Source organism: Brevundimonas sp. ABV4_179, from assembly GCF_056311945.1.
On record NZ_CM149976.1, the window covers coordinates 2,001,651 to 2,027,551 of the forward strand.

The following is a 25,901-nucleotide window of genomic DNA, read 5'->3' on the forward strand; positions in this document are numbered from 1 at the left end:
TAGCATTGCGCACGGGTCTTCGCCAAGCGCCGTCAGTAGCGGTCGGGACGCCCCCAGCGGCGATAGAGGTTGTAGGCCGACACCCCGATGCAGGCGACCGCGATCAGAGCCAGGACCCAGGCCACCGTCGCCGTGTCGCCGCTACGCGTGGCCGAAGCGCGCTGAAAGGCGGCGGCGGCGACCCCCAGCGACACCATGCCCAGCGCGCCCATGGCGAAGAAGGTGACCAGTTCGCCCAAACCCGCGCGCCGAGACGCCTTGGCGCGGGCCACGACCTCGCGCACCCCCAGCGCCTGATCGGGCGGCGTGAAGTCGGGATCGAGCGCCGTCAGGGCGGGATCGGCGGGTGTAGGCGCGGCGGCGGCTGTGGCTTCGGCGGCCAGACCGGGGGCGGTCAGCACGACGCTGGAAGGTTCGGGCGCGAATCCGGTCGGTGCGTTCTCGACCGGCTGCCCAATCAGCGGATCATGCAGGTCGTTCGCCGCGATGATAGGGGGGGCTTCGACCGTTTGGCTGGTCAGGGGGGCGATTTCGGCGAGAGGGCCGACGGTCTTGGCGGCATAGGTCGCTTGGGCCAGCGGCGCGGGCGTCGCAGTCGTTTCGGCGGCCTCTTCGACCACAGGGAAGGGCGCCACGGTCTCGTCCAGAGCGCCGTCGACGGCGGGCAGGGCGGTCGGCGATGTCTCGAAAGGAGACGGTAGAGGCGCGGCCAGCAAATCGGCCAGGGTGACGGGGGCGCCGGGCGCGGCGTTGAACAGGGCGTGTTCGGCCGAGCGGCGGCGCGTGGGTTTTTCGGCGGCGGCGTCGTCCGCCCAAGCGCTTATCGCGGCGGCGGCCTGTCCCGCCTGGCCGGCGTTCAGTTGCGCCACCACGTCCGAGGTCGCGAACCGTTCTGCGCCTATGGAGAAGGCGAAGCTGGCCAGGGCGTCGAACTGGTGCTGGTTCAGGGGCGCCTTCACATGGTCGGCCACCGCCTTGACCACCGGCAACAGGTCGTACTGCATCAGAAGCTCAGCCTCAGCCTCCGACACCGCCGCGCCTTCGCGTGCGGAATGGGTGTGACCATAGCCGATGACCCAGCGGCCGTCGCTACGGAGCATGGCCCGAGGGCGGAACCCTTCGAAGCTCTTGATCAGAAGGACCCCTTCGCGGGAGACTCTGGTCGGTTTGGCTAGGACGTCGGACACAGGTGACCCAATTAAAGACAGGCGCGTGGCGTTCGCACCGTCCTCAGCAAGGGCCGCGCCGGACGCTGGATCGCGCCCGGTCTAGAGCAGGACCAGTGTGGCCAGACCAAGGAAGATCAGGAAGCCGAAGAAATCGGTGGTCGCCGTGACGAAGACGGCCGAAGACACGGCCGGGTCGAACTTCAGCTTGGACAGGGTCAACGGCGTCAGCACCCCTATGATGGCGGCGACCAAGAGGTTCAGGATCATGGCCGCGCCGATGACCAGGCCGATCTTCCAGTCCTCGTCCCGGAACCAGAATCCGGCAGCGACGCCGATCAGAGGCGCCAGGATCAGGCCGTTGGCCAGACCCACAACCAGTTCGCGCAGGAAGGTCCGCATGGCGTTGGCCGAGTTCAGTTCGCGCGTCGCCAGCGCCCGCACAGTCACGGTCAGCGCCTGGGTGCCCGCATTGCCGCCGATGGCCGAGACGATGGGCATCAGGACGGCCAGGGCCACGATCTGCTGGATGGTCGCCTCGAATAGGCCGATGACGCTGGCGCCCGCCGCAGCCGTGGCCAGGTTGATGGCCAGCCAGGGCACGCGACCGCGCACAATCTCTGGCACCGACGATCCGCGATCCTCGTCGGCAACACCGGCCAGACGCAGGATGTCCTCGCGGTTCTCTTCCTGAATGATGTTGACGATGTCATCGACGGTGATCTGGCCGACCAGCCGACCGCCGGCATCGACGACCGGCGCCGAGATCAGGTGGTATTTCTCGAAGATATAGGCGACCTCTTCCTGGTCCTGATCGACGGTAATCTCGTTCACCGGCTCCATCAGATCTGTCAGGGCCGCGCTGCGGGGCGCGCGCAAAAGAGCGCTGATGGCCACGCCGCCGACCGGCCGGTTGACCGGATCGACCACATAGATGTCGAAGAACAGTTCGGGCAGATCGTCGCCCTGCTTGCGGATGTGGTCGATGGTGTCGCCCACGCTCCAGAACTGGGGCGCGGCCATCACTTCGCGCTGCATCAGGCGACCGGCCGATTCCTCGGCGTAGCCCAGGCTGCTTTCGATAGCGGCCCGGTCGACCTCGGGCATGGCGGCCAGCACGCGCTCGCGCTGATCGTCCTCCAGATCCTCCACGACAGCGGCGGCGTCGTCGGAGTCCAGTTCCTGCAGGGCCTCTGCGAGGGTGCCATGCGGCACGCGCTCCAGCACCTCCTCGCGGATGCCGTCGTCCAGTTCCGGCAGGGTCTCGGCCAGAAGCTCCGTCGGCAGCCACAGGACCACGACCGCGCGATGCTCGGCCGTCAGGAAGCCCATCAGGTCGGCGACATCGGCGGGGTGCAGGTCTTCCAGCAGGGAACGCAGCCGCATCCCGTCGCCGTCGTCGGCGGCGTCCACGACTTTTTCGACGAAGGCCGGGGTGAGGACATAGTCCTCGTCCAGGGCGGCGTGGTCTTCGGTATCAGGCGCTTCGGCTGGCGCGAAGGCGTTGTCCGTGGTGCTCACGTTGTCGCCTTCCTTGGTAGTGTGTCCAGCCGGAGTTAGCCGATGAATCGCCCTGTTTAGCCAGATGGTGCGGTCGAGAAGACTCGAACTTCCACGGGTTGCCCCACAGCGACCTCAACGCTGCGCGTCTACCAATTCCGCCACGACCGCTCGCATCGGAGCGGCGGCGAATAGACGAAGCCGTTGGAAAAGGAAAGGGCGAATTGAGCGGCGTATTGAAGGCGCCGATTTCAGGCCGACCCGGCCATGAAGTCATAGACATCGGCCTGGCGGGTGACCGTGATCGCGATGCGGTCGTCGCGAATCTCGATCTCGCCGCGCGCCACGGGATAGTTGTTGGCCAGGATCCAAACCTCGTCGCCCTCAGCCACGTCCAGAGGAATCACCGCGCCGCGTCCCATGCGCAGCAGTTGCGACATCGGCAGCACCGAACGCCCCAGGACGACTGAGATTTCGACATCGACGGCGTTGATCTGGGTCACGAAAAGCTCTCGGTCACGGAAAGGCCGTCCCTTGCGGAAACGCCTTCGCGCCCACATTGAAGCCTCATGCTTGCTGAGCCGTTAAGTTCGTCCCTTCAGAAACTGCGCCTCGACGACGGCCGGCCCGTCGAATGGGCGGTGTCCGACGGCTATGTCGACTATGCCGCCGCCGAGGCCTTCATGGAGGCGCGGGTCGCGGCCATCGCGGCGGGCGAGGCGTCCGAGATGGTCTGGCTGCTGGAACACCCGCCGCTCTACACCGCCGGGGTCTCGGCCAAGGACGAGGACTTGCTGGACGCCGGCCGCTTCCCCGTCCACCGCACGGGGCGCGGAGGGCAGTTCACCTATCACGGGCCGGGGCAGCGGGTCTGCTATGTCATGCTGGACATGAACCGACGGGGCAGGGACGTGCGCTGCTTCGTGCGCGGACTGGAGCTGTGGCTGATCGGCGCCCTGTCCGACTTCGGCGTCATCGCTGACGTTCGGCCGGGCCGGGTCGGGGTCTGGGTGGAGCGCAAAGGGCCCGGCTGGTCGCGCGAGGACAAGATCGCGGCGATCGGCGTCAAGGTCCGCAAATGGGTCAGCTTCCATGGGATCAGTCTGAACGTCGAACCGGACCTGGATCATTTCGGCGGCATTGTGCCTTGCGGCATTCAGGAGCATGGCGTGACCAGTCTGGTCGATCTGGGCGTCCTGGCCACGCTGGACGAGGCGGACGCGGCGCTGCGGCGCAGCTTCGTTTCGTTGTTCGGGCCGGTGACGACCGCGAGCGCGCCGGTCTGAGCCGCGCTGCATCCCTGGGTCGCATGTGACAATGCGGCGAAATCAGGTCGTGCGGGCTTGGCAAGCCCGGGACGCATGGGGTTTAACGCTGTCCAAGCGTTTACCTTTGAGAAGACCGCAGGAAACCCCATGAACCGCATGATCGCCGCCGCATCGGCCGCCGTTCTGTCGCTGACCGTCGCTGCTGGCTCGGCTGTCGCCCAGGACTTCCGCGCCCTGGCCCAGCAGGATCTCCAGGCCGCCCACGACGCCCTCGCTGCGAACCATCCCGCCGCCGTGATTCCCGGCGCGCCCGGCGAAGCCTTCCGCAGCTGGATCGACGCGGGCCTGGCCCAGGCCAAAGGCAAGGTGGGGCAGGTCAACAGCGGCGACAGCCACGCCTATCTGATGCGCTACTACGCCAACGGTTTCCGCGATTCGAACATCGCCATCCGCCCGACCTATGAAGGTCTGGGGCCGTTCTTCGCCACCAGCTGGCCGGGCGTGGCCACGGCCTGGCGCAACGGCGAATATGTGGTCTCCTACGCCAAGCCTGGCGTGCGCAACCTTCCGCCGGTCGGGGCGACCCTGGTCAAGTGCGGCGACAAGACCGCAGCCCAGCTGGCCGAGGAGCGGCTGGACCGCTGGGAAGGCGATCTGACCACCGAGGCCGGTCGCGTCCGCACCGCGCCCTATCTGCTGTGGAACCGCAACAATCCCTTCACCGGAGGCGTGCCGTCGCTGTGCACCTTCAAGGTCGGCCGTCGCGACCGCGATTTCCAGATGCAGCCGCAGCCAGCCGACGCCGCCGGCCTTGAGGCCGCCTATCGCGCCACCGTCTATGTGCCCGGCGCCAATCCGCTGTCGATCGAGACGGTGAACGGGCGGCCTTGGATCAACGTCCACACCCTGGCGGACGACGCCGGTTGGGACGCCTTCTTCGCTTCTGTCGAGGCGCAGCTTCCCGCCATTCGCGGGCCGCAAGGCCTGGTCATCGACCTGCGCGGCGCGAACGGCGCATCGCTGAACGCCACGGGGCGCGGCTATGGGTTGGCCAACCGCATCTGGACGCCCGAGTTCACCGTCAGCCGCCAGCCTGAGGCCGGCTCGATCACCTATCGCGCCACCCAGGCCAACCGTCAGTGGTTCGTCGACACCCTGACCCGGATGCAGGCCGATCCCCGCTTCGTCGCCGAATCCGGGCCTGTGATCGAACAGACCCAGGCCATCGTCGCCGCCTTCGATTCGGCCCTGGCCGCCAATCAGGCGACCTTCACCCTGCCGGGACGTCCGTCCGTGGCCGACACGGGCGCCGCCAACCCGGTCGCCGGGCCGGTGGTGGTTCTGGTGGACGGCGGGTGCACCAGCGGCTGCCTGGACACGCTGGACCTGCTGACGCGCCTTCCGAACGTGCGGTTGGCAGGATCGGTCACGGCCGAGGATTCGATCTTCATCGAGCCCACCGTGCTGCGCCTGCCGTCGAACTATGCCGAGCTGACTTATGGCCATAAGGCCTGGACGACGCGCCAGCGCGGCAATGACGCGCCCTTCGCCCCGGCCCAAGGTCTGGCCTACACCGGCGACGCGACCGACGAAGCGGCCGTGCGCGCCTGGGTCAGAACGCTGTTCCAGTAATCTTCGCATCGTTGTGTGAGGCGCAAGGGCGGGCAGGGGTGGAACCTCGGCCCGCCCCTTCCCATTTGCAGACCATGACCGATCTCGCCGCCCACACCGAAATCCTGCACTCGCCTTCGGGCTACGATTTGACGCCGCCCGACGCCGAGGAACGCGCCCGGCTGGAAGCGGACCTGAACCCCGAAGAGAAGCGCGTCCTGCTGTCGCACGGCACCGAGGCGCCGTTCTGCGGTACGCTGCTGGGCGAAAAGCGGGCCGGCGTGTTCTGTTGCCGCGAGTGCGGCCTGCCGCTGTTCCGCAGCCGCACCAAGTTCGAGAGCGGCACGGGTTGGCCCAGCTTCACCGAGCCGGTGGACGCGACCCACGTTCACGAAATCCGAGACACAAGCTACGGCATGATCCGCATCGAGACCCAATGCGCCAGGTGCGGCAGCCACCAGGGCCATGTCTTCCCCGACGGTCCGCCCCCGACTGGCAATCGTTACTGCATCAACTCCGTGGCCCTCTCGTTCGTCGCGGAAGGAGAGCCGCTGCCGGATCCTCTGGGGCGCGGCGATGGAATCGCCTGACCATCGCGGTATTCGCCGTGCTAGGATGATGTCGAAGGGAGAGGCGAAATGCTGATTGCAGGTTTCTTGGCAAGCATGGCCCTGATGGCGCCTGGCGAGGACCCGGACGGCGTGGTCGCGACCGCCCCAACGAACGCCCCGACCCTGGCCCAGGCCATGAACGCCGCCCCCCAGGCCGCACTCTCCGCCCCGACGGCGCAGGACGCGCAACCCCATGGCATGACCACGGAACAGCAGATCCAGAACTGGATTTCGAACCGCACGCCGGGAGCCAGCTTCGAAGAGGCGCCTGCGCCTGGTCCTCAGGACGACCGCCAGATGCATGGAATGGTCGAGGCGGGTATCGGCACCGGCGGCTATCGAACCTATGGCGCGGCGGTCTCCATGCCGGTCGGCGAGAACGGACGGCTGGACCTGGCTTATCGCGAGGCGCGCAACGAGCCGTGGGGCTATGGCTATGGCTATCCGGGCCGTTATGGATTGGCGGGAGCTGGCTATTATTCGCCTTACGGCGTGCGCGCTCGGAGCTACGGCGGCGACACCACCAGCAAGTCGCTGTCGATGGGCTTCAGCTGGAGCAAGGATCGCGATTCGGATGAACGCGATCCCTACCGAGGCCGAATGTCCGCCTTCGACTGAACGGACCGGAACAACAGATCCCGAATGCAAAAAGGCCCGGCGAAAGCCGGGCCTTTTCAGTTCTCAGATGGTGCCGCCGGGGGGAATCGAACCCACGACCTCAGCCTTACCAAGGATGCGCTCTACCACTGAGCTACGGCGGCCCCGACTGAGGAAGCGGCCGTATAGCCAAACCCTTCCGGGGAGGGAAGCGGCTTTTTGACGATCTGAAAGAAAGTTTGGACATGGCCCGTGATCGCGGCATTCTGCGGCTCATGACTCGCTCTCCGCACGACGCCGTTACGCCGCCAGCCGCCGCTGCGCCCCCGTGCGTCGAATCGTCGGCCAAGGCCGAGGCCGCTCCATCGACCGCTGTCGCGCCTGAACCGGCTCAGTCCGAGGCGGCGCGCGCCAAGGCCGAGAAGGCCATGCGTATGGCCGCCGCCCTTCGCGCCAATCTGAAACGGCGCAAGGCGCCGGCCCGGACCCCCGCGGCGCCTAGAGACAGCAACTGAAAGTCATCGGCGCGTCGCCGCCCAGCCCTTTGGCAAGCGCCCGACGGCTTGCTACAGAACCCTCCCCCCGAAGCGTTTCCTTCGGGTGCGCCTAAGGATCACATGGACAGCATCGCCATTCACGGCGGCGCCCAGCTTTTCGGGGACATTCCCGTCAGCGGCGCCAAGAACTCCGCCATCAAGCTGATGGCCGCCTCGATCCTCACGGATCAGCCCTTGCTGCTGACCAATATGCCGCGTCTGGCGGACACCCGGTTCCTGGGGCAGCTGCTGCGTCAGTTCGGCGTAGAGGTGACCGAGCGCGACGGGGCCGACGGGCAGGAGAGCCTATTCCACGCCAAGGACCTGACCTCGACCTTCGCGCCCTATGATCTGGTTCGCCAGATGCGGGCCTCGTTCAATGTGCTGGGGCCGCTCTTGGCGCGCACGGGCGAGGCCAAGGTCTCGCTGCCGGGCGGCTGCACCATCGGCGCGCGTCCGGTGGACCTTCACCTGCAGGCTCTGACGGCCCTGGGCGCCGAGATCGAGTTGGAAGAGGGTTATGTGACCGCTCGCGCGCCCACGGGGCTGCGCGGCGCGGAGATCGAATTCCCCTTCGTCTCCGTGGGGGCGACCGAGCACGCCCTGCTGGCGGCGGTGCTGGCGCAGGGCACGACCGTCCTGCGTCGCGCGGCGCGTGAGCCCGAGATCGGTGATCTGGCGCATTGCCTCACGGCGATGGGCGCCAGGATCGACGGCATCGACACCGATGTCCTGACCATCACCGGCGTCTCTTCCCTAAACGGCGCGACCTGGTCGGTGATTCCCGACCGGATCGAGATGGGTTCCTACGCCGTCGCCGCCGCCATGGCCGGGGGAGAGGTGCGCCTAACCAAGGCGCGCGCCGAATTGATATCGTCTTTGACGGACAAGATGATCGAGGCGGGCGTCGAGGTGTCGCCCACCGCTGACGGGGTGCTGATCAAGCGCGATCCCCAGCAGCGGCTGAAGGCCGTTGATGTCGAGACTGCCATTTATCCCGGCTTCGCCACTGACCTGCAGGCGCAGTTCATGGCCCTGATGACGACCGCCGAGGGCGTCAGCACGGTGCGTGAAACCATCTTCGAGAATCGTTTCATGCACGTGCCGGAACTGGCGCGTCTGGGCGCCGAGATTTCCGTTCATGCGGGCGAGGCCCAGGTGACAGGCGTCGAGGTTCTTCACGGCGCCCAGGTGATGGCCACCGATCTTCGGGCTTCGATGTGCCTGGTGATCGCGGGTCTGGTCGCTGAGGGTGAAACCACGGTGGGACGCGTCTATCATCTGGATCGCGGGTTCGAGCGTTTGGAGGAAAAGCTCGGCGCGTGCGGCGCCGACATCCGACGCATCAAGGGAACAGGTGATGAGCACTGAGATCGACGCGGTTCCGCCCGTTCCCAGCACGCCGGTGGAGCCGCTGCGCCTGCTGGCGGAGGACGCCGACGATCTTCAGATCATTTCCGCCGCGCTGCAGGACGCCATCCTGCGGCCCGTCGATATCGTTTGGGAAAAGCAGGCGCGCACCCTGACCATCGCCTTCAGCCGCTTCTGCTGGGAATGCGGCGGGACGCGGGTGATGTGCGCCATGCAGTTCGGAGACGTGCTGGCGGTCAAGAGCCGTCGTCTGTCGCGCAGCCCCGACGCTTCTCTGGAGTTGCTGGCGCTGGACTTCATTCCGACCGAGACGCCCGGCGGCAAGGTGATCATGATGTTCGCTGGCGGCGGCGACCTGCGGGTCGATGTTGAATGCCTGGACGCTGTGGTCACGGATATTTCGGAACGCTGGCCAGCGCGGATCGCCCCGACTCATCTGGACGGTCACGAACTGGACGTCCTGGAGCTGGGCAAGGGGAATGCGGCATGAACGGTCCGCACAGGCTGGCTTCCGTGGAACTGGACGCCGCGACCCTGCCGGCCGCGACGGCCGAGATTGAGCATGAGCGGCGCGTCGCCATCTTCGATCTGGTGGAGAAGAACAGCTTCGAACCCCAGGGTGCACCGGGCGGCCCGTATCGGCTGAAGCTGTCGCTCCAGGACAATCGTCTGGTGTTCGACATCGACGGCGAGGATTTCACGCGCACCTACGCCATCAGTCTGACGCCGCTGAAGGGCGTGCTGAAGGACTATCTGCTGATCTGCGACAGCTATTACGAGGCGTTGCGGGGATCGTCGCCCAGCCAGATCGAATCGGTCGATATGGGCCGGCGCGGTCTACACAATGAGGGCGCCGAACAGCTGAAGTCGCGGCTGGACGGCAAGATTGTGGTCGATCACGAGACCGCGCGGCGGCTGTTTACGCTGCTGTGCGCCCTATACCGTCGCGGCTGACCTCGACTATCTCTGCGTTTTCGGGCATTAGGCCCGTCCATTCCGCCCCTCGCGCCCGCCCGGCGTGGGGTTGAACGCATTTCAGACGGGCGTGAGAGGCCGCATGGCTAAGGAAGAACTGCTCGAGTTTCCCGGCACCGTCAGCGAACTGCTGCCGAACGCCACCTTCCGCGTGACGCTTGAGAACGACCACGAGATCATCGCCCATACCGCCGGCAAGATGCGCAAGAACCGCATCCGCGTGCTGGCCGGCGACAAGGTGCTGGTCGAAATGACCCCCTACGATCTGACCAAGGGTCGCATCACCTACCGATTCAAGTAAAGGCAGGCCGACATTTCCGTGTCTGGGGCCCGTCCTGAACTTGTGCTGGCGTCGTCCAGCCCGCGTCGCATCGAATTGCTGGCGCAGGTCGGCATTGCACCCGACCATATCGATCCTGCCGATATCGACGAGACGCCGTTGAAAGGCGAAACTCCGCCGCGTCTGGCAGAACGTCTCGCTACATCCAAGGCGCAGGTGGTCGCGATGCGTCGGCCCGGCGCGGTGGTCATCGCCGCCGATACGGTGGTGGCGGTCGGCCGCCGCTTTCTGGAGAAGGCGGCTGATGAGGCGGAGGCGACCCGTTTTCTGAAACTCCTGTCCGGGCGCAATCACCGTGTCTTCACGGGCGTCGCCGTGGTGCGGGACGGGAAACTGTCCTCGCGCGTCAGCGAAACCCGCGTCGCCTTCAAGCCGCTGTCCGACCACGAGATCGCGACCTATGTCGCCACCGGAGATTGGCGCGGCAAGGCGGGCGCCTATGGCATCCAGGGGCCGGCCGGCGCCTTCGTTCAGCGAATCGTCGGCAGCCATCCGTCCGTGATGGGCCTGCCATTGTATGAGGCCGTTCAACTGCTGCACGGCGTCGGTTGGCGGCCGTGAGTGGACAGGTCGAGGTCTTCCTCGACGAAACGCCGGGCGAGACGCGCGGCGCGATCCTGCGAAACGGCCGGTTCACCCATCTTTTGATTCAGCGTGAAAGCGACGTGGCGCAGACGCGACTCGGCGCCCGTTCGATTGGGCGGGTTGTCGAGGTCAGTCCCGGCCTCCGCGGCGCCTTCGTCGATTTGGGCGCCGGGGCGCCGGCCTTCCTTCCCTTCAATCGCAATGATCGCCTCACACAGGGGCAAAGGCTCGAAGTCGTCGTGTCAGCGGAACCGCGATCCGGCAAGGGCGCCGTCGTTCGACGTCTGGGGCCGGGGGAGGGGGCGCCGCGCCTGATCCAGAAAGCGCCAAGGGTCGCTGACCAGCTGCGCGGGCTCGCGCCTGGCGAGGAATCAGTCGCCGGGATCGCCGCCATCGACGCGGTCATTGATGCCGAGGAGGAGGCGCTCGCGCGAACGCATCAGTTTCCGACGCATGGCCTCGATCTCTCGCTGGAGCGCACCCGCGCCCTGATCGCCATCGATATCGATCATGCTCCGACGCCCGGCCGCGACCCCAAGCAGGCCAGGGCGACGGCGAATCGGGAAGGGCTGAACCAGGCGGCGCGCCTGATCGGCCTGCGTCGTTGGGGCGGCTTGGTGATCGTCGATCTTATCGGAGACGGGCGCGACGCGGCGGCCCAATCCGAGGCGGTTCGCGCCGCCTTCGGCCATGAGGCGCAGGCGGTGTTCGGCCCCGTCAGCCGGTTCGGCTTGCTGGAGCTATCTTTGCCGTGGCGCCAAACGCCGCTGGAGGACGTGCTTCTGGACGCCGATGGCCGGCCTTCGCTTCAGACCCGGGCGCTGTCGTTGGTGCGCAGGCTGCGGCGACATCTCTTGTCCGACAGGGCCGCGCCCCGCATCGTCGCACGTTGCACGCCTGAGGAAGCGGCCATTGCGGCTCCGCTGGCCGAACGTCTAGGGCCTCGCGCCGGTGTTCGGCCGGACGCCGCCATCGCCGCCGGGCGTGGCCATATAGAAGAAATCTGAGCGATGTCGATCTGCCCCATATGCCGCAAGGCCCAGCCTGATCCCAAGTACAAGCCCTTCTGCTCGCGCCGTTGTTCCGAGGTGGATCTGCAGCGCTGGTTCAGCGGCGCCTACGCCATTCCCGCCGCCTTGGACGAGGGCGCCGAAGATGATGACGAAAACGATGGATTGGGCGCTGGACAGGCGCAAAAGCCTCCCCTATAGACCCGCCTCTCGCGACGCCGCGTCGGCGCCTGGATAGCTCAGCTGGTAGAGCAGCGGATTGAAAATCCGCGTGTCGGTGGTTCGAACCCGCCTCCAGGCACCATTCTTTATTTCTCAAATCGCCACCCCTTGCTCAGCCTGCTTTAAGCACGCTTTCGCGCTTCATCTCGGAAGGCCGGTGCGAAGTCGGCAGGGACGATCCGTCGCGATTTGTGCAATTCCGGCAAGAAACAGCCGAGGGATCGCGCTTTGGAACAAGCTTGCTCTAACTGACGTGCGCCCTTCATCAAAATGTCGCGCGGCAACGCTTCAATGCGTGCCGTGGGCGAAACTTTTCTCTCGCGCTCTTGCGGAGTTAAAAGCCGTCCTTGTCCCTTGACGCTCCGGTAAGGGTTCTTCAAAGGGGTTGAGACGCCTTCCGACGAAGGCGTTAATGCGAACGGTCGAGGAGTTGCTCTGCGGCGGTTCGTACATCGGAGGCGGCGCGGGCGACCGCATCGGCCTCCACCAAAGATTTCAGCGGATCTTGATCCTCGAGGGGGACGGGGTGCGCTGAAGGAAACATTTCAGGTTGGGGGGCGGTCGCTGACTATGGCCGCACCTTTGGTTCCACGAGTCAGACCAAGCAGGAACTGGCGAACTATGCTGAACAGCAAAAAGACGAACATCCTTCTCGCCATGGCCGGCGCCGCCGCGCTGATGGCGAGCTCGCCGGTTCTGGCCCAGGCCCCGGCCGAGCCGACCCCGGCTGCCTCGACTGCGGCCCCCGCCGCTACCCCGGCCGATCCCGCGACGGTGAACGAAGCCGTTGGCGGCGGTCACCACGGCGGCGGCATCACCCCGATCTCCATGTTCATGGAAGCCACGGTTGTCGTTAAGGTCGTCATGGCCGGCCTGCTTCTGGCCTCGATCCTGTCCTGGACGCTTCTGCTGATCAAACTGTTCGAGTTCGGTTCGCTGAACCGCAAGACGGACACCTTCCTCGAGAACTTCCGCGGCGCTCGCACCATCGCTGATATGCGCGCCGTAGCTACCCAGGAAGAGTTCGACGGCAACCCGCTGGCCGACATGGCCGCCGCCGCCACCGAGGAAATCGAACTGTCGCGTCAGTCTGGCCTGTCGGTCACCGGCGATCACCTGGACTCGGCTCTGGGTCGCGCTCAAGCCGCTGTCGCCGCCGTTCAATCCGGTCTGGCCAAGCGTCTGTCGGGCGGCCAGCAGTTCCTGGCGTCGGTCGGGTCCATCGGGCCGTTCGTCGGTCTGTTCGGCACCGTTTACGGCATCATGAACTCCTTCATCGGCATCGCGGAATCCAACACGACCAACCTGGCCGTCGTTGCGCCGGGTATCGCCGAAGCCCTGCTGGCCACGGGTATCGGCCTGTTCGCCGCTATCCCGGCCGTTGTGTTCTACAACTACTTCAACACCCGCATCGCTGGTTACGGCACGCGCGCCGACGGCTTCGCCGCTGAGCTGCTGAACGGCATCTCGCGTCAGCTCGACAAGGGGGCGTAAGACGGATGGCCGCCAAGATTAAATCGGGCGGCGCTGGCAATGTGGTCGAGGCCAACAGCGATATCAACGTTACGCCTTTCGTTGATATCATGCTGGTCTTGCTCATCATCTTCATGGTGGCGGCTCCGCTAGCTTCCGTGTCGGTGCCCGTCGAGTTGCCAATCGCCGTCGCCAAGGCGGCCCCGAACCCGCCCAAGCCGGTCTATATTTCGATCCAGAATGACGGCGACGTCTATGTGGGCGACTTCAAGACCGACGTCGGATCCCTGGGTGAAGATCTGCTGAAGCAGATCGGATCCCGGAACCCGGCCGATGAGCGGATCTTCATTCGGGGCGACCAGAACACCCGTTACGGCGATTTCATGCAGGTCATGAATGCGCTGCAGGATAACGGCTTCTACAGCGTTGCACTGGTCGGCGAAGACCAGGCGACGAGCTAGAGCGCGGAGATAGTATGACAGACGTCGAATATCATCGCAGTCGTTACGACGTACCAAAGGCCAAGGGCTTCATGGGGGTTTCCTACCCCGTGCTGATCGTGTGCCTGCTGGTCGTCTCCATCCTGTTCGCCTTGCTGATCTTCTTCCTGCAGCAATCGAAGTTTAAGCTGAAGGAATTCAATTACGTCGACGAGTCCGTCGAGGTCGAGTTGGTCGAGCCGGTTCCACCGCCTCCGCCGCCGCCGCCCCCGCCGCCTCCGCCGACGGATCAGCCGCCCCCGCCTAAGCTTCAGGTGCGCGTGCCGGCGCCGGTTCCGAACGTCACGCCGCCTCCGCCGGTGAATATCACGCCGACGAAGAAGGAAGACCGGGTGGAATACACGGGTCCGCCCGTGAACATTCCCGGACCGCCGCCGCCGCCTGCTCCGCCGGCTCCGGTCCGTCCGTCGACGATCACGAACGTCCAATGGGCGCGCCAGCCGCGTCCCACGGCTGACGATTTCCCGGCGCGCGCGCTGGAACGTGAGATCAGCGGATCGGCCACCGTCGAGTGCACCGCGCGCTCCAACGGGTCTCCGGCCAACTGCCAGGTGATCTCGGAAGAGCCCGCCGGCATGGGCTTCGGTCGCGCCGCTGTTCGCGTGGTTCAGCGTGGACAACTGTCCCCGCGGACCGTCGACGGCGCCGCGCAGGACGCGACCTTCCGCGTGCGGGTTCCGTTCAACCTCGGTTGAGCCAAAAAGCGATCAAGACGAAACGCCTCGGAGAGCGATCTCCGGGGCGTTTTCTTTTGGTCGGGAGTGGACGGAAATCTCCTGACGAAATCGCACGAAGTCGCTTGATCGCATCGGTCAGGCCCGGTAGAGAACGCGCCTCGCGATGAGCGGGCCGCCTTAGCTCAGTTGGTTAGAGCGCCGGTTTGTGGAACCGGAGGTCCTCAGTTCAAGCCTGAGAGGCGGTACCATTGCAAAGCGCGGTCAGGCTTGAAGCCGGCCGGTGCAGCAACCATCTCCTGACCATCGGCGCATTGGCCGATCCCCAACATCGTCAGGAGAGCGCGAATGAAGATGCGCAAGCTGGGCCCGAACGGACCCGAGGTTTCGGCCATCGGCCTGGGCTGTATGGGCATGAGCGCCTTTTATGGCGCCGCGGACGAAGCCCAGTCGGTGTCTGTCATTCATCGCGCTCTCGATCTGGGGATCACCCTTTTCGACACGGCCGAAATGTATGGGCCGCACACGAATGAGGTTCTGGTCGGTCAAGCCCTCAAGGGGCGTCGGGACCAGGCCTTCATCGCGACCAAGTTCGGCATCAACTACAACGAGGATCGCAGCCGCCTGATGACGGATGGCAGCCCAGCGAACGTCAGGCGCGCCATTGAAGGCAGCCTTCGGCGTCTGGGCGTCGATCACGTCGATCTCTACTATCTGCACCGCGTGGACCCGAACACGCCGATCGAAGAGACCGTCGGCGCGATGGCCGAGTTGGTCAGAGAGGGCAAGGTTCGTTTCCTGGGTCTCTCGGAGGCGGCGCCGGACACATTGCGCAAGGCCCACGCGACCCATCCGATCACGGCCCTCCAAACGGAATATTCGCTGTGGAGCCGTGAACCGGAGGACGAACTGTTCGCCGTGACCCGCGACCTGGGCATCGGCTTCGTGCCCTACAGCCCGCTGGGACGCGGTTTCCTGTCCGGAGACATCAAGTCTGTCGATGATCTGGACGCCGATGACTTCCGACGCAGCAATCCCCGCTTCATGGGCGAGAACTTCCAGAAGAACCTGGATCTGGTCGAGGCGGTCAAGGCCATCGCGGCCGATAGGGGTGTAACCGCCGCCCAACTGGCCCTGGCCTGGGTGTTGGCGCAGGGCGAAGATCTGGTCCCCATTCCCGGCACGCGCCGCATCGCGACGTTGGAGCAGAATGCGGGCGCCGTTGACCTCGTGCTGTCGCCGGAAGACCTGGCCCGCATCGACGCCGTCTTCCCCAAGGGCGCGGCCAGCGGGCATCGCTATGCCGAGGCGGCGCGGGCGGCCCTGAATCGTTGAGCGCCAGGCATCGGAAATGAAAAGGCCCGGTCGGATCGCTCCGGCCGGGCCTTTCGTCTGTCTGGAGACGAGACCTACTGAATGCGGGTCCAGGTCTGGGTCTTGCATAGCGGAGCGACGATGCAGCCGCGCAGGCGCAGGGTATTGTCGTTGGTCATGGTGATGGTGCCGCGATAGGTGCCGCCGTCGGCCGGATTATAGACCGAGCCATTGCGCCATTCCGTCGGCCCACCGGTGAAACCCGTCAACATGGGCAGGTTGCGCAGGGTGCGGTTCCGCTGAGCGGCGTCACGGTTGCGCTCATCGCGGGCGTTGCCGTCGGTGCGGATGTGATCAGACGTCACCAGCGTGCCGCAGAGGGCCTGACCGCACCGCGCGATGCGAACCTGCCCGCCATTGGTCGGGGTCTGCCACAAGCCCGTGGGGTCGCCGGCCAGGGCGGGCGTGGCGAGCGCGCCGGTCAGCGCGGCGGCGGCCATCAAAATCTTGATCTTCATCGTGTTTCCTTTGTTGCCCTGTCTTCGATCGATCGGCGTCGATCATTGAGCCGCAGGTTGATCCTGCTTTCGGTTCAAAACAAGGCTGAAAACGACGGGGATAACCAATGAAAACCGGACCTTAGGTCAAGTTAGGCTGAAGATGCGGCGAGTTCGCGCGCGGTCTCCGAAAAGGTCAGTCGATCATCGCCAGCCATTCGTCCTCGGTCAGCACCCGGACACTGTGCTTTTCGGCGTCCTTCAGCTTGGACCCTGCGCCTGGACCGGCGACGAGGTAGTCGGTCTTTTTGGATACAGAGCCTGAAACCTTGGCCCCCAGGCTTTCGGCGCGAGCCTTGGCCTCGTCGCGGGTGAAGCGCTCCAGCGCGCCGGTGAAGACCACGGTCTTGCCCGCCACGGCGGTGTCGGACTGGGGCCGTTCGGCGTCGACGATCTGGGTCAGTTCGTCCTCGAGGGCGGTGACGACCTCAAGATTGTGAGGCTCGTGAAAGAAATGGGCCAGGGCCTCGGCGGCGACGGGCCCGACGCCGGTGACGCCGGCGATTTGGTTCAGCATTTCGGAGGGGCCTTCCTGGCGGGCTACGCGGGCCAGTTCGACCAGGCCCGACCAGTCGTCGGTCAGTGTCGCCAACGCGCGTCGGGCCGGGGCGGCCATGCCGGGAAAGGCCTGGGCGATCTTCATGTCCAGGGTGGCTTCTGGCCAGGGATCGGCGGAGGGCGGCGTCGCCTCGGCCATCAGGGCCAGGACGCGCGGCGAGATGGCGTGGGCCCCGGCCAGCGCGCGCCAGGCCGGGGATGGAATGCCCGATGCGGCCTGAAGACAGGCGGCCTTCAGCGCCGACCAGCTTTCGAACGCGCGGGCCAGAACGATGGAGGTCTGTTCGCCGATGTCGCGCACGCCCATGCCGAACAAAAACCGGTCCAGCGAGATCACGCGCCGGGCCTCGATGCCGGCGACCAGGTTGCGGATGCTGGTCTCACCGTATCCGTCGTCCCGCTCCAGCTCGGCCAGCCGATCCGCGTCGCGCGCCAGGCGGAAGATGTCGGCGGGCTCCTTGATCCAGCCGCGCGCATGGAAGGCGACCAACTGCTTTTCGCCCAGCCCCTCGATGTCGAAGGCGCGGCGGCCGACGAAATGCTTCAACCGCTCCACGATCTGGGCGTCGCAGATCAGCCCGCCGGTGCAGCGCCGCTTGACCTCGTCTCCCTCCCGCACCGCTTCCGAACCGCAGACCGGGCAGTGATCGGGGAAGACATAGGGAACGGCGTCGGCCGGTCGCTGATCCAATTGGACGCCGAGAATCTGAGGGATCACGTCGCCGGCGCGTTGCAGGCGCACCGTGTCGCCAATGCGGACATCCAGACGCTGGATTTCATCCTCGTTGTGCAGGGTGGCGTTGCGCACGACCACGCCGCCCACGGTCACCGGGTGCAGCCGAGCGACGGGGGTCAGAGAGCCTGTGCGGCCCACCTGGATGTCTATGCCCTCCAGCACCGTGGTCGCCTGCTGGGCCGGGAACTTGTGGGCGATGGCCCAGCGGGGGCTGCGGGCGACGAAGCCCAGGCGGCGCTGCCAGTCCAGCCGGTCGACCTTGTACACCACGCCGTCGATGTCATAGCCCAGGGCGGCCCGGTCGCGCTCCAACTCCCGATAGACGGCGATCAGCCCCTCGGCGCCCTCGACCCGGCGCGAGCGGTCGTTGACGGGAAAGCCCCAGGCCCTGAGCTTTTGCAGGGCCTCCCACTGGGTCGCGGCGAAGTCGCTGGAGTGTTCGCCCCAGGCGTAGGCGAAAAAGGTCAGGGGGCGTTTGGCGGTGATCCGCGCATCCTTCTGTCGCAGCGATCCGGCCGCGAAGTTGCGGGGATTGGCGTAGGTGCGCCGTCCCTCGGCCTCGGCCGCCGCATTGAAGGCGTCGAAGGCGGCGTTGGGGGCGTAAACCTCGCCGCGCACCTCGATCCTGTCGGGCCAGCCGTCGCCGTCCAGGGTCTGGCGCACCGCCGCAATGGTCTTCAGATTGGCGGTGACGTCCTCGCCGGTGCGGCCGTCGCCGCGCGTGGCGCCGACGCTGAGCTTGCCGTCGACATAGAGCAGGTTGGCGGACAGGCCGTCGATCTTGGGTTCCGCCACGAAGGCGATGGGTTCGTCGGCCGGCAGTTTCAGGAAGCGGGCGATCCGGGCCACGAAATCGCGCACCTCGCCCTCGTCGAAGGCGTTGTCCAGCGACAGCATGGGTACGCCATGGCGCACCTCGGCGAACTGGCTGGAGGCGGCGGCGCCCACCTTGTTCGACGGCGAATCCGCGCGGATCAGATCGGGAAAGGCGGCCTCGATGGCGGCGTTGCGGGCGCGCAGGGCGTCATAGTCCGCATCGGAAATCTCGGGCGCAGCCTCGGCGTAGAGGGCGTCGTGACGCGCCATTTCCGCGGCCAGCCAGGCCAGTTCGTCCGCCGCCGCATCGGGCGTCAGGTCTTCAGGGGCGGGGAGCGAAGGATTCGTCGGGGCCATTCGTGTGCCTTATCATCTGTCGGCGGTCGCGTGCATCGTCGTGACTGCGAACGAACGGCTGACGCGGGGTTCGGCTGCCGCTAGGGTCGCGCGGCCTTCACGGAGTTCGCATGATCCGCCCGACCGCCTATTCCCTTCTATTGGCCGCTCTGCTGATCGGCGGCTGCACCCCGGTTCCGCCGGCAACCGTCGCCAGCGCGCCGCCGGCGCCCGTCGTCAACAGTCCCTTGCTGGAGGATGTGCGTATCCTGTCCGGCGACGACATGCAGGGGCGCGATACGGGCTCGGCGGGCGGAGAGCGGGCGCGGGCCTATATCGTGTCGCGGCTGGAGGCGATGGGGGTTCAGCCCGCATCCTTCGGTCGGCTTCAACCCTTCGAGGCGCCGGGCCGTACGCGCGAGGGCGTGAAGCGGTTCAGCGGCGTCAACATCGTCGGCCTGATCCCCGGAACGCGCGTGGCGGATCGCTATATCGTGGTGACGGCTCACTACGATCATGTCGGCATGAACGACGGCCAGATCTATCGCGGCGCGGACGACAATGCGTCGGGCGTGGCGACGATGCTGGAGTTGGCGCGGCGGCTGAAGGCCGATCCGCCGGAGCACAGCGTGCTGATCGTGGCCCTGGACGGAGAGGAGCGGGGGCTTCTGGGCGCGCGGGAGTTCGTTAAGGCGCCGCCCGTGCCGCTGTCGTCCGTCAGCCTGAACCTGAACTTCGACATGACGGCGCGTGCGGAGACCGATGGACATCTGTGGGTCACGGGCGGCTATCAGCACCCCGATCTGCGCCGCATACTGGAGCCGACCCCGGCGCAAGGGGCGGTGTCCTTCGCCTTCGGCAAGGACACGCCGCAGGACACGGGCGAGAACAACTGGGTCGAGGCGTCGGATCACGCCGCCTTCCACGCGGCGGGCGTGCCGTTCCTCTACATGGGCGTCGACTATCATCCCGATTACCACCGGCCCAGCGACACCTTCGAGCGGATCGATCCGGCGGTCTTCACCAATGCGACCGAACTGGCCATCGCGGGCTTTCACGCCCTGGACAAGGCGCTGGACCGATGAGGCGTCTGCTCGCAACTGTTGCTGTGCTGGCTCTGGTCGCTGTCGGCGCCTGTGAACGCCGCGAGGACCATCCTCGGCCGCAGGGCGGCGGGGACCCCGCCGTGTTTCGTCACGACCTCAGCGGCGATATGTCGGGCGAGTACCGGCCAACTGAAGCCGCTGGATCCGCCGTCGCCTCGCTGTTCATCGGCCAAGAGACGGCGTTCGCGGCCTGGGAGGCTGGGGATCGCAGCGCGCCGCCCCTGATCTTGATGCTGAACGGGCCTCAGGGCGAAATGCGGGTTCTGCCGGAGACCTATCGCATAACGGATGCCGCCGTGCGGATGACCGGCGTGACGCCACAGGGACAGGTCGAGATTGAAGCGCGCATTGATCAGGGCGCGCTGGCGACCGCACGCCGAAACCTGGGCGATCGGACCGTAGTCATTTCAGGAACCGTGCAGGCTGGCGGCCGACGATCACCTGTCGCTCTGACGGCCTGGAACGGCGACTGACTAAAGCAGGATGCCGACGATCAGATAAACGCCGCCCGCGATCAGCGCCCAGAGCAGGATGCTGAACCCCGCCAGTATCGCTACCGTCAAACGGCCCGACAAACGGGGTCCGACGGACTGGACGCGGGCGTGTCGCTGGCCCATCCAGGGCCTTTGATCGCCAGGGGCGGGTGACGGTTGCATTCGCAACCTATGGTGGTTTGACGCAAAGCCGTCAATGCATCTTGCTTCGTTCGCGGTGCCTTGAGTTGCATCAGGATCAACTCAAGGTGATGATCCGCTGAAGGAGGCCGTTCCGATGTCGAGTGTGGAGGCGATATCCGCGCCGCTGGCGGATGGCGGCACCGGAGCACCGGCGTTCCGATGGCGCAGCGCCAGCGTTGTTCGCATGCTGGATGTCGTTCTGGCGGGGGGCGCGCTGCTCCTCTTATCGCCCCCTGATGGTATCGACCGCCTTGGCGATCTGGACGCAATGCGGCGGTCCCGTGCTGTTCCGGCAGCAAAGGATCGGGCAGGGCGGGCGTTCGTTCGACTGTCTGAAGTTCCGCACTATGGCGCCAGATGCGGAGGCGCGGCTTCCTGGCCTGATTGACGCGGAATGGCGGGCGTCGCGCAAATTCCGCCACGACGTGCGCGTGACACGCCTAGGCGGATTCTTGCGACGCTCCAGCATCGACGAACTGCCCCAGTTGATGAACGTGCTGAGAGGCGAGATGTCGTTGGTCGGGCCACGGCCGATCGTGATGGACGAGGCGATGCTGTATGGGCGGCGGCTGGCCGACTACTGCGCGGCGCGCCCCGGATTGACGGGGCTTTGGCAGGTGTCCGGCCGCAACGACGTGCCCTACCGTCGCCGCGTGGCGATGGATGTCTGGCTGGTCCGGAACCTGACGCTTGGCGTCTATCTCGCCATCCTCGCGCGCACCGTCCCCGCCGTGTTGAGCCGACGCGGCGTCTATTAGGGCAGGCGTTCCTCGAAGCCGTCGTCGGTCCCAATGATGGCCAGATCGGCCAAATCCAGGAACAGGCCGTGTTCGACGACCCCGGTGATCAGCTTCAGGTCGTCGGCCAGCCGCACCGCATCGTTGATCGCCTTGCACGCCGCATCATAGATCAGATTGCCGCCATCGGTGCGGACCAGGCCGCGATCCGCCTGACGCACCCGGGCGGGCTGGTTGATGTCGTGGTCGATCAGGACGTCGGCGATGCGGTTTGCCGTGGTCTTGTGACCGAAGGCCACGACCTCGATCGGCAGGGGAAAGGCGCCCAGGACCGGCACCACCTTGGCCGCGTCGGCGATGACGATGCAGCGGCTGGATGCCTCCCACACCAGTTTCTCGCGCAGCAGGGCCGCGCCGCCGCCCTTGATCAAGGCCAGGCCCGGCCCCACCTCGTCGGCGCCGTCCACGGTCAGGTCGATGCGCGGCGTGTCCTCCAGCGTGGACAGCGTCAGGCCCAGTTCACGCGCCAGGTCGGCGGTCTTTTCCGAGGTCGGCACGCAGCGCAGACCGGACAGGTTGCGCGCCGCCAGCGCCTTGACGAACCAGGCGGCGGTGGAGCCGGTGCCCAGGCCCACGATCATCCCCGCCTCGACATGGGCGGCGGCCGCTTCGCCGGCGTTCTTCTTCTGGATGTCGCTCATTTGGACGGATCGCTCTTGGACTGGGCGGCCTTGGCCGCCGCCTTCTTGGCTTTGGCTGTCTCGCGGAACGCGGCGGCGGCGTCGGTCTTGATGGTTTGGCGCGCGCGGCCGAAGGCCAGGGCGTCGGCCGGCACGTCCTCGGTCACGACCGATCCCGAGGCGATCAGGGCGCCGTCGCCAATGTGGACCGGCGCCACCAGGCTGGAATTCGAGCCCACGAAGGCTCCGGCGCCGATCTCAGTTCGGGCTTTGTTGAAGCCGTCGTAGTTGCAGAAGATCGTCCCGGCGCCGATGTTCGCGCCCGCGCCCACGGTCCCGTCGCCCAGATACGATAGGTGGTTGGCCTTGGCGCCCTTGGCCATGCTTACGTTCTTCACCTCGACGAAATTGCCGATCTTGACCCCTTCGGCCAGATCGGCGCCCGGGCGCAGGCGGGCGTAGGGTCCGATCTCGGCGCCTGAACCGACGCGGGCGCCCTCGATATGGCTGAAGCTGCGGATGCGCGCGCCGCCATCGACCACGGCGCCGGGGCCGAACACCACAAAGGGTTCGATCACAGTTCCGCCGTCCACCTGAGTGTCCCAGGCGAAGTGGACGGTGTCGGGCGCGCTCATGGTGACGCCGGCGGCCAGGAAGGTCTCGCGCTGAACCTGTTGAAACAGGGCCTCGGCCTGGGACAGTTCGGCCTGGGAGTTTACGCCCATCACCGCGTCCTCGGCGGCGAAGACGGCGCGGGTCGGATGGCCGCCCTTGCGCGCCAGCTCGACCACATCGGTCAGATAGTATTCGCCCTTTGCGTTGTCGTTCGTCACATGCGCCAGCAACGAGAAGAGCAGGGCGGCCGGCGCGGCCATGACGCCGGAGTTGCAGGCGGTGACGGCTAGCACCTCGGCGGACGCCTCCTTGGCCTCGGTGATGGCGAGCAGAGCGTCGCCATCCAGGATCAGCCGGCCATAGGCGCCGGGATCGCGCGCCTCGAACCCGATGACAGTTACGCCCTCGGCATTGAACACAGGCTCGATGTCGCGGGCCTTCAGCAGCGGTACGTCGCCGTAGGTGACCACCACCTCGCCGTCGAACCCGTCCAAGGCCTGTTCGGCGGCGCGAACGGCGTGGCCGGTGCCAAGCGGCGGGTCCTGAACAGCGATGGCGGCTTCGCCCAGCCGTTTGACGACATGGGCGCGGACTTCCGGCGAGTGATTCCCGACCACGACCACGATCCGCTCGCAGCCCAATCCCTCGGCCGCGTCGATGGCGTGGTCCAGCATGGCGCGGTGAGCGACGGGATGCAGCACCTTGGGCAGGGGCGACTTCATGCGCGTTCCCTGGCCGGCGGCGAGAATGATGGCGGCGCGAGCGCGTGTCTGGCTGGTCATGAATCGTCCCGAAGGCTAGTCGTCTCGCGATCTAGCCCATTCGGCGGGCCAGCGGGAGATGTGGATGACCGATCGCGACCTGGAAGGCTGGACCATCGCCTTCGATCTGGATGGGACGCTGGTCGATTCTGCGCCGGATCTGATCGGGACCCTGAATCGGCTGCTGGTCGAAGAAGGTCTGCCGCCGGTGGCGATGGAGTCGGCCTCCACCCTGATCGGCTCGGGCGCGCGGGCGCTGCTGGTGCACGGGTTCGAAGCGGCGGGGGCGCCGGTCGAGCGCGCGCAATCGCAGGAGCTGTTCGAGCGCTTCCTGGTCGATTACGCCGCCCATATCGCGGACGGCTCCCAGCCGTTCGAAGGGGTGGTCGAGACGCTGGAGAGGCTGACGGCGCGTGGCGCCCTTCTGGTCGTGGCGACCAACAAGCGTTCGGACCTGTCCGAACTGCTTCTTCAAAAGTTGGACCTCGCCCCGCATTTCGCGGCCATCGTCGGCCCGGATCGGGTCAGCGCGCGCAAACCGTCGGGCGCCCACCTGAAGGAAGCGGTGGCGCTGGCCGGAGGCGATCCCGAGCGAGCGATCATGGTCGGCGACGCCGCGCCCGACGCAGGCGCGGCCAGGGACGCGGGTATGCCCTGCATATTGGTCACCTTCGGCTTCACGCCGGTTCCGGTAGAGACCCTTGGGGCGGACGTGCTGATCGACGATTTCGAGGATGTGGAAGAGGCCGTCGACGGCCTGTTGTCCGACTTCTACGTCTCGAAAGCGCTGAAATTCTGAACGCAGCCGTCAGCAAATCTCTCGAAGAATGATCGCCGACGCGGTTGCGGATCGCCCTGGCGATGGACAGATTGGCGCACCCCGTCGAAAGTGCCCCTCATGTTCGCTCGCTTCCTGAAAATCCCGCTCTGGCAGCGCACCGCCGCCGGTTTCATCCTGGGCATCGTCGCCGGGCTGATCCTGAGGGAGCGGGCCGAGGTCTGGTTGCAGCCGATCGGCGATGTCTATCTGAACTTGATCCGCATGGTGGTGGCGCCCCTGGTGCTGTTCACCATCGCCAGCTCCATCGCCAAGTTGGGCGAGGGGGCCGGCGCCGTCCGGCTGGGCGTACGCACCATCGTCTGGTTCGCCATCACCTCGCTGCTGGCCGTACTGGTCGGTTTCGCCTTCGGGCACATCATCAATCCGGGCGTCGGCCTGTCGAACCTGCCGCTGGGCGAGGTCAAGGAGCGCGTGATCCCCACGCCGCTTGAGGTGCTGATCGGCGTGGTGCCGACCAATCCGTTCGCCGCCCTGGCCGAGGGCAAGGTGCTGCAGATCATCTTCTTCTCGGCCCTGGTCGGCATGGCGTTGGTGGCGCTGGGAGACCGGGCGCAGGGCGCGCGGCGGCTGGTGGACGAGGGCGCGGCCATCATCTTCCGCATCACGCGCTGGGTGATCCAACTGACGCCCATCGGCGTGTTCGGCCTGATCGGCTCGGTGGTCGGCGGCTATGGCTGGGAGGCTCTGCTGCCGCTGTTGAAGTTTATCGCCGCCATCTACGCCGCCTGCCTGTTCCACATCCTGATCGTCTATTCGGGCCTCCTGAAGGTCCATGGGCTGAAGGTGACCAGCTTCTTCCGCGGCGCCTTTGCGGCCCAGCAGACGGCCTTTGCGACATCGTCGTCGCTGGGCACTCTGCCGATTACCTTGCGCCAGACGGTCGAACGTCTGGGCGTGCCTCAAGCCTACGCCGCCTTCGCCGTGCCGCTGGGCGCCAATGTGAAGATGGACGGTTGCGGCGCGATCTATCCGGCCATCGCCTCGATCTTCATCGCCCAGTATTTCAAGATCGACCTGACCCTGACCCAATATGTGCTGATCGGTCTGACGGCGGTGCTGGGGTCTTTAGGCACGGCGGGGGTGCCGGGAACCTCCATCGTCATGCTGACCCTGACCCTGTCGACCGCCGGCCTGCCGCTGGAAGGCATCGGCTATATCGTCGCCATCGACAGGGTCATCGACATGATGCGCACCGCGACGAACGTCACGGGCCAGATGCTGGTGCCGGTGCTGGTGGCCAAGGAAGAGGGCATACTGAACCAGGACATCTATGACGGTCACGTAGCCTGGCTGCCTGGCGACCCGGAAGCCGAGACGCCGGAAACCGTTCGCGCCGCTGGAATCTGAAACGGACGCTTGCGCGCGGCGGGCGACCGGGCTATGTCGCCGCCTCCGCAAGGCATGGATGCGTAGCTCAGCGGGAGAGCACCTCGTTCACACCGAGGGGGTCACAGGTTCAATCCCTGTCGCATCCACCATCTTCCCGACATGACCGAGCCTCCAGCCTGAGAGGCTGTTCACCACGGTGAACTCGCCGTCAGGCCGCGCGTTTCACGACCATGAACCTGATCATCCTGTTCTTCGGCGCGGTGATTCTGGCCGGCGCCTTGTTCGCTGTTTCCAGCGTGTTCGAAGGGCGACGGCGCATAAATTTCATCGATAATGACGCGGACGTCGAACCGGACGAACCGACTGGCCCCGCCAAAGATCTTTGACGGGGATCGGCTG

General features: G+C 66.2%; 30 protein-coding genes and 5 tRNA genes. 25 read left to right on the forward strand and 10 right to left on the reverse strand.

What is annotated here, in order from left to right:
• Nucleotides 1-32: 32 nt before the first annotated feature.
• The 4 genes from ACYX4P_RS09570 to ACYX4P_RS09585 form a co-directional block, all read right to left on the reverse strand.
• Entirely contained in the window at nucleotides 33-1,100 is a 1,068-nt protein-coding gene (locus ACYX4P_RS09570; RefSeq protein ID WP_248115961.1) for a lysozyme, read from the reverse strand.
• A gap of 168 nt (nucleotides 1,101-1,268) precedes the next feature.
• A complete protein-coding gene (gene mgtE, locus ACYX4P_RS09575) occupies nucleotides 1,269-2,687 on the reverse strand; it encodes a magnesium transporter (RefSeq protein ID WP_476069363.1) in 1,419 nt (472 codons plus the stop codon).
• 65 nt (nucleotides 2,688-2,752) lie between these two features.
• Nucleotides 2,753-2,837 (reverse strand) — tRNA-Leu (locus tag ACYX4P_RS09580).
• An 80-nt stretch (nucleotides 2,838-2,917) separates the two neighbouring features.
• Nucleotides 2,918-3,226, reverse strand: coding sequence for a FliM/FliN family flagellar motor switch protein (locus ACYX4P_RS09585; protein WP_248115964.1), 309 nt, complete (start codon nucleotides 3,224-3,226; stop codon nucleotides 2,918-2,920).
• A 9-nt stretch (nucleotides 3,227-3,235) separates the two neighbouring features.
• On the opposite strand from ACYX4P_RS09585, the gene lipB reads away from it, so the two are divergent.
• From lipB to ACYX4P_RS09605, 4 genes are all read left to right on the forward strand, one after another.
• Nucleotides 3,236-3,952 (forward strand): lipoyl(octanoyl) transferase LipB, encoded by a 717-nt coding sequence (lipB, locus tag ACYX4P_RS09590; protein ID WP_248115966.1) that lies wholly within the window; start codon nucleotides 3,236-3,238, stop codon nucleotides 3,950-3,952.
• Nucleotides 3,953-4,081: 129 nt separating this feature from the next.
• Complete coding sequence (locus tag ACYX4P_RS09595) at nucleotides 4,082-5,566, forward strand: hypothetical protein (RefSeq protein WP_248115968.1); 1,485 nt, start codon at nucleotides 4,082-4,084, stop codon at nucleotides 5,564-5,566.
• Nucleotides 5,567-5,640: 74 nt separating this feature from the next.
• A complete protein-coding gene (msrB, locus tag ACYX4P_RS09600; RefSeq protein ID WP_248115971.1) occupies nucleotides 5,641-6,135 on the forward strand; it encodes a peptide-methionine (R)-S-oxide reductase MsrB in 495 nt (164 codons plus the stop codon).
• 48 nt (nucleotides 6,136-6,183) lie between these two features.
• On the forward strand, nucleotides 6,184-6,774 hold the full coding sequence (locus tag ACYX4P_RS09605) for a hypothetical protein (protein ID WP_248115973.1): 591 nt from the start codon (nucleotides 6,184-6,186) through the stop codon (nucleotides 6,772-6,774).
• Nucleotides 6,775-6,842: 68 nt separating this feature from the next.
• Here the strand turns inward: ACYX4P_RS09605 and ACYX4P_RS09610 are convergent.
• Nucleotides 6,843-6,917: transfer RNA gene (locus ACYX4P_RS09610), tRNA-Thr, on the reverse strand.
• Between the two features lie 81 nt (nucleotides 6,918-6,998).
• Between ACYX4P_RS09610 and ACYX4P_RS09615 the strand changes: the two genes are divergently transcribed.
• The 14 genes from ACYX4P_RS09615 (at nucleotide 6,999) to ACYX4P_RS09680 (ending at nucleotide 15,774) form a co-directional block, all read left to right on the forward strand.
• Nucleotides 6,999-7,268 (forward strand): hypothetical protein, encoded by a 270-nt coding sequence (locus ACYX4P_RS09615; protein ID WP_248115976.1) that lies wholly within the window; start codon nucleotides 6,999-7,001, stop codon nucleotides 7,266-7,268.
• A 102-nt stretch (nucleotides 7,269-7,370) separates the two neighbouring features.
• Nucleotides 7,371-8,660, forward strand: coding sequence for a UDP-N-acetylglucosamine 1-carboxyvinyltransferase (gene murA / locus ACYX4P_RS09620; RefSeq protein ID WP_248115978.1), 1,290 nt, complete (start codon nucleotides 7,371-7,373; stop codon nucleotides 8,658-8,660).
• Nucleotides 8,650-9,150 (forward strand): DUF2948 family protein, encoded by a 501-nt coding sequence (locus tag ACYX4P_RS09625; protein WP_248115980.1) that lies wholly within the window; start codon nucleotides 8,650-8,652, stop codon nucleotides 9,148-9,150. The genes murA and ACYX4P_RS09625 overlap by 11 nt, the downstream gene beginning before the upstream one ends.
• Nucleotides 9,147-9,614 carry a UPF0262 family protein gene (locus tag ACYX4P_RS09630; RefSeq protein WP_248115983.1) on the forward strand — a complete coding sequence of 156 codons (468 nt, stop codon included), beginning with the start codon at nucleotides 9,147-9,149 and terminating at the stop codon, nucleotides 9,612-9,614. Before ACYX4P_RS09625 ends, ACYX4P_RS09630 begins: the two co-directional genes overlap by 4 nt.
• Nucleotides 9,615-9,717: 103 nt before the next feature.
• Complete coding sequence (gene infA, locus ACYX4P_RS09635) at nucleotides 9,718-9,936, forward strand: translation initiation factor IF-1 (protein ID WP_008261544.1); 219 nt, start codon at nucleotides 9,718-9,720, stop codon at nucleotides 9,934-9,936.
• A gap of 18 nt (nucleotides 9,937-9,954) precedes the next feature.
• Nucleotides 9,955-10,536: a Maf family protein gene (locus ACYX4P_RS09640; RefSeq protein WP_248115986.1), complete on the forward strand. Its 582-nt coding sequence runs from the start codon at nucleotides 9,955-9,957 to the stop codon at nucleotides 10,534-10,536.
• Nucleotides 10,533-11,567, forward strand: coding sequence for a ribonuclease E/G (locus ACYX4P_RS09645; protein WP_248115989.1), 1,035 nt, complete (start codon nucleotides 10,533-10,535; stop codon nucleotides 11,565-11,567). Before ACYX4P_RS09640 ends, ACYX4P_RS09645 begins: the two co-directional genes overlap by 4 nt.
• 3 nt (nucleotides 11,568-11,570) lie before the next feature.
• Nucleotides 11,571-11,771 (forward strand): DNA gyrase inhibitor YacG, encoded by a 201-nt coding sequence (locus ACYX4P_RS09650; protein WP_248115991.1) that lies wholly within the window; start codon nucleotides 11,571-11,573, stop codon nucleotides 11,769-11,771.
• Between the two features lie 27 nt (nucleotides 11,772-11,798).
• A tRNA-Phe gene (locus ACYX4P_RS09655) sits at nucleotides 11,799-11,874 on the forward strand.
• A gap of 539 nt (nucleotides 11,875-12,413) precedes the next feature.
• Nucleotides 12,414-13,286: a MotA/TolQ/ExbB proton channel family protein gene (locus ACYX4P_RS09660; protein ID WP_248115993.1), complete on the forward strand. Its 873-nt coding sequence runs from the start codon at nucleotides 12,414-12,416 to the stop codon at nucleotides 13,284-13,286.
• A gap of 5 nt (nucleotides 13,287-13,291) precedes the next feature.
• The gene (locus tag ACYX4P_RS09665) at nucleotides 13,292-13,726 is read left to right on the forward strand and encodes a biopolymer transporter ExbD (protein ID WP_087119214.1); all 435 of its coding nucleotides are present in this window, start codon (nucleotides 13,292-13,294) and stop codon (nucleotides 13,724-13,726) included.
• A 14-nt stretch (nucleotides 13,727-13,740) separates the two neighbouring features.
• Complete coding sequence (locus ACYX4P_RS09670; RefSeq protein WP_282438737.1) at nucleotides 13,741-14,460, forward strand: energy transducer TonB; 720 nt, start codon at nucleotides 13,741-13,743, stop codon at nucleotides 14,458-14,460.
• 153 nt (nucleotides 14,461-14,613) lie between these two features.
• Nucleotides 14,614-14,690: transfer RNA gene (locus ACYX4P_RS09675), tRNA-His, on the forward strand.
• A gap of 97 nt (nucleotides 14,691-14,787) precedes the next feature.
• Nucleotides 14,788-15,774 (forward strand): aldo/keto reductase, encoded by a 987-nt coding sequence (locus ACYX4P_RS09680; RefSeq protein ID WP_292047687.1) that lies wholly within the window; start codon nucleotides 14,788-14,790, stop codon nucleotides 15,772-15,774.
• A gap of 74 nt (nucleotides 15,775-15,848) precedes the next feature.
• Here the strand turns inward: ACYX4P_RS09680 and ACYX4P_RS09685 are convergent, their stop codons facing one another.
• Complete coding sequence (locus ACYX4P_RS09685; protein ID WP_248115997.1) at nucleotides 15,849-16,271, reverse strand: DUF2147 domain-containing protein; 423 nt, start codon at nucleotides 16,269-16,271, stop codon at nucleotides 15,849-15,851.
• A 175-nt stretch (nucleotides 16,272-16,446) separates the two neighbouring features.
• Nucleotides 16,447-18,777, reverse strand: coding sequence for an NAD-dependent DNA ligase LigA (ligA, locus tag ACYX4P_RS09690; RefSeq protein WP_248115999.1), 2,331 nt, complete (start codon nucleotides 18,775-18,777; stop codon nucleotides 16,447-16,449).
• Between the two features lie 110 nt (nucleotides 18,778-18,887).
• Here ligA and ACYX4P_RS09695 point away from each other — a divergent pair, with 110 nt between their 5' ends.
• On the forward strand, nucleotides 18,888-19,841 hold the full coding sequence (locus ACYX4P_RS09695) for a M20/M25/M40 family metallo-hydrolase (RefSeq protein ID WP_248116001.1): 954 nt from the start codon (nucleotides 18,888-18,890) through the stop codon (nucleotides 19,839-19,841).
• Nucleotides 19,838-20,335 carry a hypothetical protein gene (locus ACYX4P_RS09700; protein ID WP_248116003.1) on the forward strand — a complete coding sequence of 166 codons (498 nt, stop codon included), beginning with the start codon at nucleotides 19,838-19,840 and terminating at the stop codon, nucleotides 20,333-20,335. The genes ACYX4P_RS09695 and ACYX4P_RS09700 overlap by 4 nt, the downstream gene beginning before the upstream one ends.
• Here the strand turns inward: ACYX4P_RS09700 and ACYX4P_RS09705 are convergent, their stop codons facing one another.
• Entirely contained in the window at nucleotides 20,336-20,479 is a 144-nt protein-coding gene (locus ACYX4P_RS09705; protein WP_248116005.1) for a hypothetical protein, read from the reverse strand. It abuts the gene before it with no gap.
• 296 nt (nucleotides 20,480-20,775) lie between these two features.
• Here ACYX4P_RS09705 and ACYX4P_RS09710 point away from each other — a divergent pair, with 296 nt between their 5' ends.
• Nucleotides 20,776-21,297, forward strand: a complete 522-nt coding sequence (locus ACYX4P_RS09710) for a sugar transferase (protein ID WP_476069374.1) — start codon at nucleotides 20,776-20,778, stop codon at nucleotides 21,295-21,297.
• Here ACYX4P_RS09710 and rpiA read toward each other — a convergent pair.
• Nucleotides 21,294-21,977, reverse strand: a complete 684-nt coding sequence (gene rpiA / locus ACYX4P_RS09715) for a ribose-5-phosphate isomerase RpiA (RefSeq protein ID WP_248116009.1) — start codon at nucleotides 21,975-21,977, stop codon at nucleotides 21,294-21,296. The two genes, ACYX4P_RS09710 and rpiA, sit on opposite strands and share 4 nt — an antisense overlap.
• A complete protein-coding gene (gene glmU / locus ACYX4P_RS09720) occupies nucleotides 21,974-23,353 on the reverse strand; it encodes a bifunctional UDP-N-acetylglucosamine diphosphorylase/glucosamine-1-phosphate N-acetyltransferase GlmU (RefSeq protein ID WP_248116011.1) in 1,380 nt (459 codons plus the stop codon). The genes rpiA and glmU overlap by 4 nt, the downstream gene beginning before the upstream one ends.
• A gap of 58 nt (nucleotides 23,354-23,411) precedes the next feature.
• Here glmU and ACYX4P_RS09725 point away from each other — a divergent pair, with 58 nt between their 5' ends.
• The 4 genes from ACYX4P_RS09725 (at nucleotide 23,412) to ACYX4P_RS09740 (ending at nucleotide 25,888) form a co-directional block, all read left to right on the forward strand.
• Nucleotides 23,412-24,131 (forward strand): HAD-IA family hydrolase, encoded by a 720-nt coding sequence (locus tag ACYX4P_RS09725; protein WP_248116013.1) that lies wholly within the window; start codon nucleotides 23,412-23,414, stop codon nucleotides 24,129-24,131.
• 99 nt (nucleotides 24,132-24,230) lie between these two features.
• Nucleotides 24,231-25,520: a dicarboxylate/amino acid:cation symporter gene (locus ACYX4P_RS09730; protein WP_248116015.1), complete on the forward strand. Its 1,290-nt coding sequence runs from the start codon at nucleotides 24,231-24,233 to the stop codon at nucleotides 25,518-25,520.
• A 56-nt stretch (nucleotides 25,521-25,576) separates the two neighbouring features.
• Nucleotides 25,577-25,651 (forward strand) — tRNA-Val (locus ACYX4P_RS09735).
• Between the two features lie 81 nt (nucleotides 25,652-25,732).
• Nucleotides 25,733-25,888 (forward strand): hypothetical protein, encoded by a 156-nt coding sequence (locus ACYX4P_RS09740; protein WP_248116017.1) that lies wholly within the window; start codon nucleotides 25,733-25,735, stop codon nucleotides 25,886-25,888.
• The last annotated feature ends 13 nt before the right edge of the window (nucleotides 25,889-25,901 follow it).

Bases quoted from the DNA above. Each gene is read 5' to 3' on its own strand.
- ACYX4P_RS09570 (WP_248115961.1), bottom strand. From the start codon at position 1,100: ATGCTCCGTAGCGACGGCCGCTGGGTCATCGGCTATGGTCACACCCAT.
- ACYX4P_RS09585 (WP_248115964.1), bottom strand. From the start codon at position 3,226: ATGTGGGCGCGAAGGCGTTTCCGCAAGGGACGGCCTTTCCGTGACCGA.
- lipB (WP_248115966.1), top strand. From the start codon at position 3,236: ATGCTTGCTGAGCCGTTAAGTTCGTCCCTTCAGAAACTGCGCCTCGAC.
- ACYX4P_RS09595 (WP_248115968.1), top strand. From the start codon at position 4,082: ATGAACCGCATGATCGCCGCCGCATCGGCCGCCGTTCTGTCGCTGACC.
- msrB (WP_248115971.1), top strand. From the start codon at position 5,641: ATGACCGATCTCGCCGCCCACACCGAAATCCTGCACTCGCCTTCGGGC.
- ACYX4P_RS09605 (WP_248115973.1), top strand. From the start codon at position 6,184: ATGCTGATTGCAGGTTTCTTGGCAAGCATGGCCCTGATGGCGCCTGGC.
- ACYX4P_RS09615 (WP_248115976.1), top strand. From the start codon at position 6,999: ATGGCCCGTGATCGCGGCATTCTGCGGCTCATGACTCGCTCTCCGCAC.
- murA (WP_248115978.1), top strand. From the start codon at position 7,371: ATGGACAGCATCGCCATTCACGGCGGCGCCCAGCTTTTCGGGGACATT.
- ACYX4P_RS09625 (WP_248115980.1), top strand. From the start codon at position 8,650: ATGAGCACTGAGATCGACGCGGTTCCGCCCGTTCCCAGCACGCCGGTG.
- ACYX4P_RS09630 (WP_248115983.1), top strand. From the start codon at position 9,147: ATGAACGGTCCGCACAGGCTGGCTTCCGTGGAACTGGACGCCGCGACC.
- infA (WP_008261544.1), top strand. From the start codon at position 9,718: ATGGCTAAGGAAGAACTGCTCGAGTTTCCCGGCACCGTCAGCGAACTG.
- ACYX4P_RS09650 (WP_248115991.1), top strand. From the start codon at position 11,571: ATGTCGATCTGCCCCATATGCCGCAAGGCCCAGCCTGATCCCAAGTAC.
- ACYX4P_RS09660 (WP_248115993.1), top strand. From the start codon at position 12,414: ATGCTGAACAGCAAAAAGACGAACATCCTTCTCGCCATGGCCGGCGCC.
- ACYX4P_RS09665 (WP_087119214.1), top strand. From the start codon at position 13,292: ATGGCCGCCAAGATTAAATCGGGCGGCGCTGGCAATGTGGTCGAGGCC.
- ACYX4P_RS09670 (WP_282438737.1), top strand. From the start codon at position 13,741: ATGACAGACGTCGAATATCATCGCAGTCGTTACGACGTACCAAAGGCC.
- ACYX4P_RS09680 (WP_292047687.1), top strand. From the start codon at position 14,788: ATGAAGATGCGCAAGCTGGGCCCGAACGGACCCGAGGTTTCGGCCATC.
- ACYX4P_RS09685 (WP_248115997.1), bottom strand. From the start codon at position 16,271: ATGAAGATCAAGATTTTGATGGCCGCCGCCGCGCTGACCGGCGCGCTC.
- ligA (WP_248115999.1), bottom strand. From the start codon at position 18,777: ATGGCCCCGACGAATCCTTCGCTCCCCGCCCCTGAAGACCTGACGCCC.
- ACYX4P_RS09695 (WP_248116001.1), top strand. From the start codon at position 18,888: ATGATCCGCCCGACCGCCTATTCCCTTCTATTGGCCGCTCTGCTGATC.
- ACYX4P_RS09700 (WP_248116003.1), top strand. From the start codon at position 19,838: ATGAGGCGTCTGCTCGCAACTGTTGCTGTGCTGGCTCTGGTCGCTGTC.
- ACYX4P_RS09705 (WP_248116005.1), bottom strand. From the start codon at position 20,479: ATGGGCCAGCGACACGCCCGCGTCCAGTCCGTCGGACCCCGTTTGTCG.
- ACYX4P_RS09710 (WP_476069374.1), top strand. From the start codon at position 20,776: ATGGTATCGACCGCCTTGGCGATCTGGACGCAATGCGGCGGTCCCGTG.
- rpiA (WP_248116009.1), bottom strand. From the start codon at position 21,977: ATGAGCGACATCCAGAAGAAGAACGCCGGCGAAGCGGCCGCCGCCCAT.
- glmU (WP_248116011.1), bottom strand. From the start codon at position 23,353: ATGACCAGCCAGACACGCGCTCGCGCCGCCATCATTCTCGCCGCCGGC.
- ACYX4P_RS09725 (WP_248116013.1), top strand. From the start codon at position 23,412: ATGTGGATGACCGATCGCGACCTGGAAGGCTGGACCATCGCCTTCGAT.
- ACYX4P_RS09730 (WP_248116015.1), top strand. From the start codon at position 24,231: ATGTTCGCTCGCTTCCTGAAAATCCCGCTCTGGCAGCGCACCGCCGCC.
- ACYX4P_RS09740 (WP_248116017.1), top strand. From the start codon at position 25,733: ATGAACCTGATCATCCTGTTCTTCGGCGCGGTGATTCTGGCCGGCGCC.